The organism is Marinobacter sp. V34, from assembly GCF_055524115.1.
The window spans coordinates 330,496-343,419 of sequence record NZ_JBUPZY010000003.1 but is presented as its reverse complement, the minus strand read 5'-3'; the positions used below and the strand labels follow the sequence as shown (position 1 = coordinate 343,419).

Sequence of the window (12,924 nt, the reverse complement as noted above, 5' to 3'; positions counted from 1 at the left end):
TCTCCTCGCACGAGAGGGGAAGGAGGATAGGGCCCCCAACTCTAAAAGTAAAAGGAGCACCCATGTCCGTTACTATCCACCCAAGTGCCATCGTAGACGAAGGCGCCCAAATTGGAGACGGTTCCCGGGTCTGGCATTTCGTACATGTTTGCGGCGGAGCCAAAATCGGCAAGAACGTCTCCATGGGCCAGGGCGTATTCGTTGGTAACAAGGTCACCGTTGGCGACAATTGCAAAATTCAGAACAACGTCTCTGTGTACGACAATGTCCACCTTGAAGAAGGCGTATTCTGCGGACCAAGCATGGTGTTTACTAACGTCTACAACCCCCGCTCGCTAATAGAACGGAAAGATGAGTATCGGGATACCATCGTTAAGAAAGGCGCGACACTGGGTGCCAATTGCACAATTGTCTGTGGTATTACCATTGAGGCCTATTCCTTTATCGGTGCTGGTGCTGTGGTGAATAAAGATGTACCTGCGTATGCGTTAATGGTGGGTGTTCCTGCCCGACAGATTGGCTGGATGAGCGAGTTTGGCGAGCAACTGGACTTGCCGGTTTCCGGTGACGGGGAAGCTGTTTGCGCCCATACTGGCTCTACTTACTTGCTAAACAATGGCCTACTTTCAAAAGCCTGACCCAGGCCGTTTCGGTTAAATCTATTGTTATTTCTAAAGGTTGATTCTGTATGCAGTTTGTAGACTTGGCAGCCCAGCAAGCCAGAATTAAGGACAAGATAGACGCCAACATAAAAAAAGTTCTATCCCACGGTAAGTACATCCTCGGCCCAGAAGTGGCGGAACTTGAAGAAAAGCTTGCCCTTTACTGCGGTGCCAAACACTGCATAACGGTAGCCAACGGCACAGACGCTCTGCAAATCGCCCAGATGGCTGTTGGCGTTGTCCCTGGCGACGAAGTGATTGTCCCCGGCTTCAGCTACATCGCCACTGCCGAAACCCCCGCCGTTCTGGGCGCCAAACCCGTTTACGTAGATATAGATCCGAGAACCTACAACCTGAATCCGGAACTGCTTGAAGCGGCTATCACACCGCGCACCAAGGCTATTATCCCGGTCTCCCTCTACGGCCAGTGTGCAGATTTCGACACCATCAACGCTATAGCCGGGAAACACGGTATACCGGTGATTGAAGACGGTGCTCAAAGCTTCGGCGCCAGCTACAAGGGCAAGAAATCCTGCAACCTGACCGCCATTGGCTGCACCAGTTTCTTCCCGAGCAAACCCTTGGGGTGCTATGGCGACGGTGGGGCGATTTTCACCAACGATGATGAATTAGCCATCGTATTGCGCCAGATTGCGCGTCATGGCCAGGATAGGCGCTATCACCACATCCGTGTAGGGGTGAACAGTCGCTTAGATACCCTGCAAGCCGCGATTCTGCTGCCCAAGCTGGAGTTGCTGGAAGAAGAAATCCAACTGCGTAACAAGGTGGCAGACGAATATAATCGCCGCCTGAACGAAGCCGGTATCGTTACCGCACCGTTCGTGGATGAACACAACTTATCTGCCTGGGCGCAATATACTATCCGGGCAGACAATCGCGAAACCGTTCAGGTTAAACTGAAGAAAGCAGGTATACCCACCGCCGTTCACTACCCCATTCCACTGAACAAACAGCCTGCGGTGGCAGATGTAGCGGCAAATCTTCCGGTTGGTGACAAGATGGCTGAGCAGGTGTTAAGTCTGCCTATGCACCCTTATTTGAACGAAGAGGACCAGATGAGGGTAGTGGGGGCGTTCATGTCATGAGTGAAGCTACCTGCTTGCGCCATATTCAACGATTAAGAGCCATCACTGTGTACGCTGTGATGGCTTTTTACTTCAAACCCGCATAGGCCGTTACTTTTTATCCAGGCTCGTAAATTTAACTTCTGCCAGCTAAATAATTTTACTGTGAAAGCAGACATGAAATTCCAATGAAATAGGGAGGGAAGTATGCATGGGTGTGAGTGAAAATAGTTATCTACTATTAGTATAAGTTGGCTTTTGAAATAATGCCCAAATTAAGTCAAGTACTACTAATTTCATACCAACTTTAGCACCAAGAAAAATAATGTCTCTTTATAAGAAACGTCTTTTAACTTTGATGTCTGGAAACACTGCTGGTCAGGTAATTACCGTAGCCATTTCCCCGATATTAACCAGGCTATATACCCCTGAAGCTTTTGGTCAGTTTGGGATATTTTTGTCCTTAGTGGCTATTTTAAGTGTCTTTGCGACATTGCGTTTCGAGCGAGGAGTTGTGGTCGCTGGTAGCGCAAGAGAACAGCGCTCTCTTTTACTGATGATAAGTGTATTGTCAGCTGTGGCGGGCGGTGTTCTAACAGTTATATCTCTCGGTATTCCGCTGGAATGGCTGAGCGGTAACGCCTCTACACATTTAACAGTGCTAAGAAATTGGGGAGGGATTATTGGGGTTGCAGTCACATTAACGGGGTTGGAGATAGCGCTTCGTCATCTGGCGTTAAAGCGCGGCTATTTTGGCTTCATGGCAGCCTCTCGCGTGGGGCATTCTGGCGTGCAGGGAGGTGGACAAGCAGCAATGGGGCTGGCGGGGTGGCAGATGGGTCTAACCTTGGGCGCAGTTTTTTCCCTTGCTTTTAGGGTCTGTTGGTTAGCTTATGCGCTCTCAAGAGATTTAAAGCTAGCATTCCGAACTAGCTTGGCCAGTGTAAGAGTCGCCTGGCGAAGGAACAAAGACTTTCCCAAGTACATGATTGCCGCTTCGCTATGTACTTCCTTGATTAGCCAGGGGCTGATGGTTCTGGGGGGAGCACTTGCTTCTGCTGCTGTCGTTGGCCAACTTTATCTTGCCCACCGTATGCTGGTTTTACCAATGAGCTTGCTGACACGTAGTGTTTCAGATGTGAATTTCAAAGAATTTTCTGAAATGGATGTGTCCAGAATTCGACACATTTATTTAAGTCGTGTTAAGCGCCTCATTTATTGGGGAACGGGGCCATTTTTAGTGGCATTTTTAGTGTCTCCCTTTATTTATCCAGTTGTATTTGGAGAGGAATGGAAAGCTGCCGGAAGGTTCGCTCAGTTATTAATTCCTGGCCTTTGGATTCAGTTTTCTGTATCACCTTTTGGGCCCGTTTTTTGGATCTTGAAAAGAAATAGCTTGTTTTTGGGGCTTAGTATCGTTCGACTGGTTCTGCTGTTTTCCGGAATGGGCGTCGGTTTTTGGTTCTTGGGGGCTGAGGGCATTGCAGCGGGATTTTCCTTGGGATTGGCATTGGGGTACGCACTGCAACATAGCCTTTTATTGCGTGAATTAAATTGATTTATTGATTTTTGAGTGAATGAAAATAGTATGAAGCAAATTGTCAAAAAAACGATCACCTGCCTTGATAAGCAGCTGGTGAATTTAAGCAGAACACGATCAGGGCTTCATTTCGGTGGCCCCATATTTATCATTGGTCCGCCACGATCGGGAACAACGCTCGCATATCAGCTGTTAACAGCCTGTTTTGATTTTGGTTATATCACAAATTTTGAAGCCCAACGTTCCTATGCCCCGGGATTATCAGCAGTTATAGCTAGGTTTCTTGATAGGAGCTCTTCCCAGGCTATGCAGTTCTCGTCGAAGTACGGAAAAACGCCTGGACGGTTTGGCCCTCATGAAGCAGGACGATTTTGGTATCGATGGTTCCCTGCTGGTGATTGCGTATATGTCCGAGGTGGTGGGCTTGGGGCTTCGCGTAGCAAAGAAATGAGAAAGTTTTTATTATTTCTTGAAACAGTTAAGAATAAACCAATTCTTTTTAAGAACGTATATCACTGTGCGCGCATTGGCATTTTGAAAGAAGTATTTCCAGATGCGGTATTTATTGTTATCCGACGTGCGCCTCTAGAAGTTGCTCAATCCATATTGCGAGCAAGGGAAAAAACTGGAGGAGGGCGTGCAAAGTGGTGGTCTCTACCCCTTCCCCCGCCTTATGGAATTCCAGACAATATGCATTGGGCCGAGCAAATAATAAGACAAGTTGAAGACGTGTACTGTGAGATCGATGAGCAACGTGTTGCCAAAGGACGTGAACGCTTTTTTGATTTGGATTATACATCATTGTGTCGTGAACCTGAACGGGCACTGCATACTGTTAGGAGCTTTCTGGAGAGTAGAGACATTCGTGTTACCTGGCAACAAAAGCCTCCCTCATCGTTCGAACCAGGGCCGGCAAAATCTGTTTCAAACGCCGACTATATAGCGCTCAGCAAGGCTCTTGCTGTTTACCATTCACGAAGCGAGGAAGCTTGATGATCGGTTCGATCTTTATAGAGCCTTGGTGGCTGGAGGCAGTGGCCGGGTCTTCCCACGGATTGGCAACCATCTGTGCCGACAAAAAGGAAAAGGCCAGGATGGCCTATGTCGTAAAACAATCAGGGGGACTGCGAAGAGGCGTAATGCCACCTCTATCACAATTTATCGGTCCCTGGATCGAACCGAGCAATGCAAAATATGCCAAGCAGCTTTCCCAGCAGAAGGATATCGTGGAAGGGCTACTAGAGCAGCTTCCAAAATATGACACTCTGACATTGAACCTTGATCCATCATTTATGAATGGATTGCCATTTATTTGGCATGGCTTTGACGTCTCGGTTGGCTATACCTATGTCTTGCAATCGGGAAGCGACATTGAGGAAGTATGGAAAGGGCTTCTGCCGAAAATTCGGACCGATATAAAAAAGGCCGAGCGGACGGTAAAGGTCAGCGAACATGACGATGTGTCGATACTATTGAATCAGATCGATAAGACATTCCAGCGTCAAAATAAGACAAAGGCTTATTCCAACGAAACTGTTATCAGGTTGGACAAAGCTCTGGTAGATCGTTCTCAGCGCCTTCTTCTGGTGGCTGAAGATGACGAAGGAAGAGTCCATGCCGCCGCCTATTTTGTGTGGAATGAGGATGCTATGCACTATCTCCTGGGCGGGGGCGACCCTGATTTAAGGAATAGTGGCGCTACTTCACTGTTGCTATGGCATGGAATTCAGGCTGCAGTTGAGAAGGGGCTTCCGTTTAATTTCGAAGGTTCAATGGTTGAGGGCATTGAGCGTTTTTTCAGGGCTTTCGGGGGTAGACAGGTTCCGTATCTTCGAATATCCAAGGAAAGCCGTAAGGCAGCATTGAGACGTCTTATCAAGGAATTGGCAAGGCTTGTTGGGGGCCGTCGATGATCGTTGTCCACATGCCGGATACCTACCGGCGCGAAAGGTGTTATGTTTTAGATTTTGTGTTCAAGCAGGTTCTGGGACTGGAGTATGAGCCTGTTTTCCGAACCGACAACGATGCTTCTGTTACTTTTATCACCTTACCCAACAATCACTTTATTGTCGTTGAGGACATCCTATTCCAGACTCCAGAGAATGACTGGTTGGCGAGAAGTGTAATTCCTGTGTGTCCACTACCTAGAGTAGTGATTAACGACGAAGTTTTGAGTGAGGCCCTCACAGATTCGGAGCTGCCCATACTTTTTGCGGGAGAAACGGTACGCCGGCACAGCCGATCATGGGGGCAAAACAACCCAGAGAGTCTAGAGGTCTACTTTGATTTACTGGGTGCCATCTTTTTTATGCTTTCACGTTACGAAGAAGCGGCCTCTCCTAATTTCGATAACCATCAACGATATGACAGCCGCAGCTCATTGGCTGTGATAAATGGGTTTGAAATGCGTCCGTTGGTTGATGAATACGTAGCCTTGCTTCGCGGGCTCATTCAGAAACTCGACCCGTCAATAATATGCAAGCGCAATGTCTACTCAGTGAATGTTACTCATGACTTGGATCGCCCCTTTCGCTTTGTCAGTTTCCCTCTCTTCATTAAGGGCTTTTTGGCGCACTTGCTGAAACGTCGTGATTGTCGATTGGCCACCGAGTGGTTAATACAGGGCCTGCGGCGTACAAGGGGGCCTCGATTCGATCCGTTTTTCGCTGGGATGGAAACACTACTGAGCACTACGGAAAAGTACGGGTTACGCAGTCAAATAAACGTCATGGGGTCAATGGGTGGATTACACGACGATGGCTATGATGCCGGCAAAAAACCGCTGCGCTTGATGCTATCGGCAGCGGAGGAAAGGGGCCATAGAATCGGATTCCATCCGGGATATCATACATATAATGATTCCGATCGGTTTGCAACTGAAAAGCGATATGTGGAAGACAGTTTAGGTGTAAAGGTTTATCAGATAAGACAACATTACCTGCGCATGGAAGTGCCATCCACATGGCGGATCTGGCAACAGAACTGCATTTTGGGCGATGGTACTCTAGGCTTCCCTGATCGCAATGGGTTCAGGGCGGGAACCTGCCACACGTACCCCCTTTTCGACCTAGAAAACCGTTGTGAAATCAATGTGAGGGAAACGCCATTGATCGTGATGGATGGGGCTCTGAAAGCGGGCTTCAATGAAGCTCTCGAGCCCGACCAAGCCGCTGACAAGGCGATTTACCTGGCAAACCTCTGTAAAAAGTATGGCGGCACCTTCAGCTTACTTTGGCACAATTCATCGCTTCACGGTGATTGGTCAGGGTGGGAGCGTGTATACGAAACAATCGTCAAGCATTCCGTGGAGCTTATTGATGGGTAGGTTTCCAAGACTTAGAATCAAGGGGCCTTTGGAGCATTTTGCTCTTCAACGCGACATTTCTGACATGCTGCAACGGACACTCGACATGTTGCTTGACAGTGAATTTCGTGGCATCGATCCTGGTTCGTACTACTCATCCAACCTGCGGCGATTTCGTGCCCGAGGGAATGGGGTTGTCCACCGGGCTTGGAACAAGGCCTTCAGCATCGCGATAGGCTGGGGAGGGGGATACATTGTGAATCTTTTTGCCCTTCCGGAAATCACAAGCACCAAAGCCGCTGCTTTAACGTTATCGGGTCTGGCTCATCTGAGAAACAGGCCAGACATTTGTGACCCAGTGGAATTGGAAGAAACCGCGCGGGCACTCTTTGATTGGTTGGTCGAGCGCCAAAACCAGGAACTAGGGGCCTGGACACCCGATTTTCAGTACGAGATCCATGGAACGCCTATCCCCCAAACGGTCCTGGGTACGATTAATACTGTATTCTGCTGTGAAGCGCTATGGCAGTGGCGCGACCAATTTACGTCAGCAGACGGTATGATTTGCTCTGCCGCTAGGGCCTGTTTGGAAAACCTCCCTCGCCTTGAGAACGATTTGGAGTGTTGCTTCAGTTATAACCCTGCTGCCCGATATTATGTTCACAATGCCAATATTTTCGTTGCGTTACTGTTGTCTCGGGCTGCCTGGATTGAGCCGACGTTGGAGGCCTACAACGACATCGTTACAAAATGCGTGAGCTACACTTTGAACGATTTTGACAAAGTGGGTGTGCTCCGATACGCCGGTCCTCCGACTCCCAACAATACGGTGGACAACTACCATTCGGGGTTTGTCCTTAGAGCACTGGACCAACTGGTGCCGTATATTACTGATCAAAATCTAGAGTCGAGAGCACGTCGGTGGGTTAATGCAGGGCTTGGGCAATATCAGAGCATGTTCATCAAATCGCACGGCGTACCTAAGTTCGCAAATTCAAACCACCATATTCAGGCACACTCGGTGGCTGAAGCTTCGCTCGTCTATAGTCAATTCAAGGACCAGATTCCAGCGCCGGACGCGGTAAAGTATCGGGAAAGTATCGGAAAATCAGTCCAGTGCCTATGGAATGAAAGATTCCTGCAATTTGATAGCGAAGTTCGAGTAGTGGGGGATCAGTATGTTTGGCGGAATACGACACCGATGCCGCGTTGGGCTTGGGCTTGGATGTTTTATTCAATACTTTCGTTATCAGTATGAAATTACTAATTGTGGCTATATGGTCGGCTGCAGTTGTAGAGCTTGGCGTGCCAACTAATCTGTCCGTTGTTGGCGTTTCGGCATTCATGGGGTTGTTTATTATATTCTTGGTGCTGATGGTTGGTTACGATATGCCTTATGAGCGGTGGATAGGTGGCAATTGTCTTTATTTTTTATGACCGTGGTTGCCTACCCACTCTATTCTCTTGCCTCTTTTCTCTGAGCGCCAGGTATAGAAACTGCTTCATTCTCTGCTATTCAAGGCTTCGGGTATTTCGTTGTTTTTACTTAGGTATATTTGTCACGTTCGTTAAATGAAATTGTTGTCTTGGTTGGACAGGCGCTTAAGGTTTCCATAGGTTACGAAATCCCCGAGCTTTTAATGTTTATATTGATAGTTCCGTTTCTGATGGGTATGTTGTTGAGTATGAGGAAATGCTCCAGTAACAATGTTTGGCTTGGGTAGCATTAATGTATAAGGTATTTAATCATAAAGTTCATGTGAAAAATCAATAAAAGATGTCAAATTCGATCAGAAAAACAACTGATATTTTATACGTTTATTTGAAGTACTATTATCAATAACGCAAAGATAATTTCCGAAATTTTCTAAAAAAATAAAGCTGAAATGGTTCAATGGAGTAATGCTTTGATGTTTTATGAATTGAGTATAGAGATTTGATGGGTATTGGTGAGGCAGCATATTATTTTGTAGCGAATATAATTACGGTGGTCCCGATATTTTATCTCTTGATGAGGAAAGGGATTATTTATATTCCGGTGCTGATATATCTTTTCTTCGTCTGGCTTTTTCTTGTTGCCGGTATTCCTTTGGTTAATGATGTTCTGGTGTTAGGGAACTATTCCTTTTCATATAGCCTTAGTTATCTTGTTGCGCTTTTAATGATGGTTTTTCCTGTCATAATGTTCTGTGTCGTCGCTAATGGTAAGGAGAGAAAAGATCAACTAATAAGGACTTTGGACACGAGGGGAGCTTTAGGTTTCTTTTATCTTTTATGGATTGCCTCAAGTTTGGGTGTGTTTGCGTATGTTTCTCTGTTTGGTTTGCCGCCTTTGTTTGACTCATTGGGCTTGTCGGGAAGATCTTCTGATTTATATTCATTGAGGATGTCCGTAACATATGGAGATGACTATAAGAGGTATGATGTTTTCTTTATTCTTCTGCCTGGTATAGCCACGCTTCTAGGCGCTTTTTTATATAAAGTAACTATATTCCCTAAATCTGTGTTTTGGGCTTCAGTATTTATATATTGTTTGTTGAGTTTTTCTTTTTTACACAAATCTCACATGGTTGTTTTTATATTGTCATTATTCCTAATATTTTATTTTTTTTCGAGGAAGACAGTTGCTCAAGTTTTTATTCTGCCATTTTTTGTCTCATTAGGTCTTCTGTTAGCTACCTATGTTTTTTATATTGGAGTTGAAAAGTATAGCTTGATCGAGCTATTGGCGATGATTTTCCAGAGAGTTTTGGTGCCATATATCACCTCGTTAGATTTTGTATTAAACAATTTCGGATCCGAAATTCCCTTTTTGATGGGCGCATCGCTGCCTAACCCCAAAGGTCTGTTTGAATTTGAGACGGTTTACCTTTCGAATTTGTTAATGAACCTTATTGCCGGTAAGCCTGATGGAACCGTTCCGGCACCTTCTGTTGGATTCTTATACGCAAACTTTGGGTTTATTGGGTTACTTTTAAATTCAATAATTGTTTTTAGTTATTTTATTTTGTTGCATTTAATTTTAAAGAAGAACAGAAATCCTTTAGGATTTGTGATTTGGGTCTATCTCGCGGTTTCAACGTATAGTTTTTCCGTCCGTGATCCATTTGGGGTTATTGACTTCTGGGTTTTCGCTGTTTTGTTTTTATACTTTGTTTGGAAGATGATTTTAAATGTATACAAAAAAAGTTCTGAATGTTGTTCTCAATAACTTCACCAATGACGTGAGGGTATTTAAAACTACACGAAGTCTAGTGAACAGAGGGCACTCACTAGAAGTGGCTGCTCTTCACATGGATGACCTTCCAGAGAGTGAGAGTTTTAATGGTTTTAAAGTTTCACGAATTAAACTCATAACAAAGAAGCTGCCCAAGACTAGAGTCGTTCAGTTACTCAAGTATTTCGAGTTTTTGGTTCGGGCTTTAATAAGGTATCGAAATAGAGTAGACATCGTCCACTGCAACGATCTTAGCGCTTTGCCGATCGGTTATTTTTTGAAGCGAATTTCTAAGAACGACGTGGCGGTAATTTATGATTGCCATGAGTATGAAACGGAGCGGGACTCCATGTCCGGTTTTGAGAAAAAGATACTAAAATTTTTTGAAAGGTATCTCGTTAAATTTTCTGATTCTGTATTAACAGTGAGTGATTCGATTGCACAGTGCTACAGTCAAGATTATGGAATTAAAAAGCCCCACCTGGTTTTGAATTGCCCGATGTTTGTTAATCAGGTTAAAGAGAACCTGTTTCGAGAAAGCTTGGGTATTAGGCCTGATCAGAAAATTTTTCTGTATCAGGGAGGGCTTAAAGGAGGAAGGGGTATAGAAACGATTCTGGATGCCTTTTCTAATCTTGATAGGGATGAGAATGTTCTGGTTTGCATGGGATACGGACCACTGGAGGGCGCTATTAGGAATAAGGCAAGTGAATATAAAACCATCTTCTTCCATCCCGCCGTTAGGCAAGAGGTTCTGCTAAGGTATACGAGCTCTGCAGATTATGGAATACTCTTCTACGAAGATACATGTTTGAACCATCGATACTGCTCCCCAAATAAAATATTCGAGTATTTAATGGCTGGCCTTCCTATTTTGACATCTAATTTGTACGAAGTTCGTAGGCTTGTAGAAAGCGAAGGAGTCGGTATTGTTGCTCAGGAAAATACCGTTGAAAGCTTTCGCCAAGCTGTTATCGATTCCTTGGGACAGAATTATGCTGCGATCCAAAGGAATGTTTTTAAGGCTCGCAAAAAATATTGCTGGGAAGAGCAGGAGAAGGTTCTGAAGGCTGTTTATGAAAATATCTAGGAAAATCCTGCGTGATCTACAAAAATATTTGGTTGGAACCGATGAGTTTTCATTTAACGATGATCCAAACGCAAATCTATATCCAATTTCTCTGGCTTTTACCTTGGATGATTTCGGGTTCTATTACAAACCAATTGATGGCCAAGGAATACCTTACAAAATATACCAGTCAGTTGGTAAGCAATATAACCCAACTAGAGTAGCTGCTTATGCTCTTGCAAATTACAGCAACTTTGTTGAGACCGGTTCCGAGCGCAACAGAGACACTTTTCTCAAGTGTGCAGATTGGTTTATAGGTTTTGATGAAGCGAGGTATGAATACCAATTTGATTGGAACGATATCAAAGCGCCCTGGATTTCATGTATGGCTCAAGGTGAGGCTGCCAGTGTACTAGTCCGCGCCTACAGGATTACCAATAATAGTGCCTATCTTGAGCATGCAGAAAAATCACTGAGGCCTTTCTTTTTATCCATACCTGAAGGCGGTGTTCAATCAAAATTTGATTGTGGCTCCTTGTTTTTGGAAGAGTACCCCTCAAGAAAACCCACCCATGTAATGAATGGCTTCCTTTACGCAATGATTGGTCTTGCGGAGTTTAGCGACGTTAGCGAGAGTAACAGGCATATTTCACTTTATATGCAACTCATTGAAACGCTGAAGAATAATATCCACTTATGGTGCAATGGTAGTTGGTCCTTATATGAGGACCCAGCTGTTGCAGGAGGAAAGAATTTCTGTACTCCTTCGTATCATAATTTGCATATTTCTCAGTTGGCATGGGTATGTGCGCGCAATGAAATGCCTGAGATTCGAAGAGTTATTTCTTCTTGGGAGCGGGGACTAAATTGCTTACCAGTAAGGATACGTGCCCTTTTAGGTAAGGTGCTATTCAGATTGTTAAACCGGACGCAGAGATGATTTCAGTTTCTCATTTAACAAGTGTTCACGGCAGATACGACACCCGAATTTTCCTCAAAGAATGTAGGTCTCTCAGTAATTCCGGTTTATCTGTTTCCTTGGTAGTTGCTGATGGAAAAGGCGACGAGACCAAAGATGGAGTTGCCATTCACGATGTGGGGAGCTCTGCTGGACGGTTGGGCCGGATACGAAACGCTCCTGGGAGGGTGTTGCGGAAGGCACTGGAACTCGATGCCGATGTCTATCACCTACATGATCCCGAGCTTATCCCCATCGGTCTGAAACTTAAAAAACTTGGCAAGACCGTCATTTTTGACGCTCATGAGGATTTACCAAAGCAACTACTAAGTAAGCCATATTTAAATAAACCCTCTCGATGGCTCCTTTCGAAGGTATTCTCTGTCTATGAGCGTTGGGCGTGTCGCCGACTGGATGCTGTTGTGGCGGCCACGCCTTTTATAAGTGACAAATTCAGTGCGATGGGAATTCGCTCGGTCAATATTAATAACTTTCCGTTAATTGGAGAGCTTTCTGGGGAACAGATTGATTGGACACAAAAGGCGTCCCAAGTGGCGTATGTTGGTGGTGTTGGGGCAATCCGAGGTGTTGAACAGGTTGTTGAGGCTATGGGTCAGGTAACCTCAGGAGCGCGCTTGAAGTTGGCGGGCGGGTTCGGAGAGCCTTCGGTAGAGCAGAGAGTCCACATTCTGCCAGGCTGGAAAAAGGTAGACGCATTAGGGTTTGTTGGCCGCGAAGAAGTCCGTGATGTGCTCGGGAAGAGTGTTGGTGGTTTGGTTACTTTTTTACCTGTGCCGAATCACCAGGATGCACAACCCAATAAGATGTTTGAGTACATGAGTGCAGGTGTCCCTGTCATTGGGTCACATTTTGCTCTCTGGAAGCAAATCATCGAGGGTAATCAATGCGGCATTTGCGTCGATCCCCTTGACCCTGGGGCGATTGCAGATGCAGTCGATTACCTGGTTACGCATCCGGCGGAGGCAGAACAAATGGGCCGGAATGGCCAGAAGGCAGTGATGGAACGTTACAATTGGAGTATCGAGGAGCGTAAGCTGCTCGATTTTTATCAATCCCTTGGCAAGTAAA

The 12,924-nt window shown here is 45.6% G+C and carries 11 protein-coding genes; all 11 read left to right on the top strand.

All coding sequences use genetic code 11. The annotated features are described in order from the left end of the window. Window positions 1-62: 62 nt before the first annotated feature. The 11 genes from AC0B60_RS07060 to AC0B60_RS07010 all read left to right on the top strand — a co-directional run bounded on the left by AC0B60_RS07060 (window position 63) and on the right by AC0B60_RS07010 (window position 12,923). On the top strand, window positions 63-638 hold the full coding sequence (locus AC0B60_RS07060; RefSeq protein WP_465085049.1) for an acyltransferase: 576 nt from the start codon (window positions 63-65) through the stop codon (window positions 636-638). 50 nt (window positions 639-688) lie between these two features. After that, on the top strand, window positions 689-1,768 hold the full coding sequence (locus AC0B60_RS07055) for a DegT/DnrJ/EryC1/StrS family aminotransferase (RefSeq protein WP_465085048.1): 1,080 nt from the start codon (window positions 689-691) through the stop codon (window positions 1,766-1,768). Between the two features lie 304 nt (window positions 1,769-2,072). Beyond that, the gene (locus AC0B60_RS07050) at window positions 2,073-3,305 is read left to right on the top strand and encodes an oligosaccharide flippase family protein (RefSeq protein WP_465085047.1); all 1,233 of its coding nucleotides are present in this window, start codon (window positions 2,073-2,075) and stop codon (window positions 3,303-3,305) included. Window positions 3,306-3,335: 30 nt separating this feature from the next. Then, window positions 3,336-4,280 carry a sulfotransferase family protein gene (locus tag AC0B60_RS07045; protein ID WP_465085046.1) on the top strand — a complete coding sequence of 315 codons (945 nt, stop codon included), beginning with the start codon at window positions 3,336-3,338 and terminating at the stop codon, window positions 4,278-4,280. Then, on the top strand, window positions 4,280-5,200 hold the full coding sequence (locus tag AC0B60_RS07040) for a GNAT family N-acetyltransferase (protein WP_465085045.1): 921 nt from the start codon (window positions 4,280-4,282) through the stop codon (window positions 5,198-5,200). The genes AC0B60_RS07045 and AC0B60_RS07040 overlap by 1 nt, the downstream gene beginning before the upstream one ends. Further along, window positions 5,197-6,612, top strand: a complete 1,416-nt coding sequence (locus AC0B60_RS07035; RefSeq protein WP_465085044.1) for a polysaccharide deacetylase family protein — start codon at window positions 5,197-5,199, stop codon at window positions 6,610-6,612. Before AC0B60_RS07040 ends, AC0B60_RS07035 begins: the two co-directional genes overlap by 4 nt. Then, the gene (locus tag AC0B60_RS07030) at window positions 6,605-7,849 is read left to right on the top strand and encodes a hypothetical protein (RefSeq protein WP_465085043.1); all 1,245 of its coding nucleotides are present in this window, start codon (window positions 6,605-6,607) and stop codon (window positions 7,847-7,849) included. Before AC0B60_RS07035 ends, AC0B60_RS07030 begins: the two co-directional genes overlap by 8 nt. A gap of 681 nt (window positions 7,850-8,530) precedes the next feature. Then, the gene (locus tag AC0B60_RS07025) at window positions 8,531-9,802 is read left to right on the top strand and encodes an O-antigen polymerase (RefSeq protein WP_465085042.1); all 1,272 of its coding nucleotides are present in this window, start codon (window positions 8,531-8,533) and stop codon (window positions 9,800-9,802) included. Continuing rightward, window positions 9,765-10,898, top strand: coding sequence for a glycosyltransferase (locus AC0B60_RS07020; RefSeq protein WP_465085041.1), 1,134 nt, complete (start codon window positions 9,765-9,767; stop codon window positions 10,896-10,898). The genes AC0B60_RS07025 and AC0B60_RS07020 overlap by 38 nt, the downstream gene beginning before the upstream one ends. After that, window positions 10,885-11,817 (top strand): D-glucuronyl C5-epimerase family protein, encoded by a 933-nt coding sequence (locus AC0B60_RS07015; RefSeq protein WP_465085040.1) that lies wholly within the window; start codon window positions 10,885-10,887, stop codon window positions 11,815-11,817. The genes AC0B60_RS07020 and AC0B60_RS07015 overlap by 14 nt, the downstream gene beginning before the upstream one ends. Beyond that, a complete protein-coding gene (locus tag AC0B60_RS07010; protein ID WP_465085039.1) occupies window positions 11,814-12,923 on the top strand; it encodes a glycosyltransferase family 4 protein in 1,110 nt (369 codons plus the stop codon). Before AC0B60_RS07015 ends, AC0B60_RS07010 begins: the two co-directional genes overlap by 4 nt. Window position 12,924 lies beyond the last annotated feature (1 nt).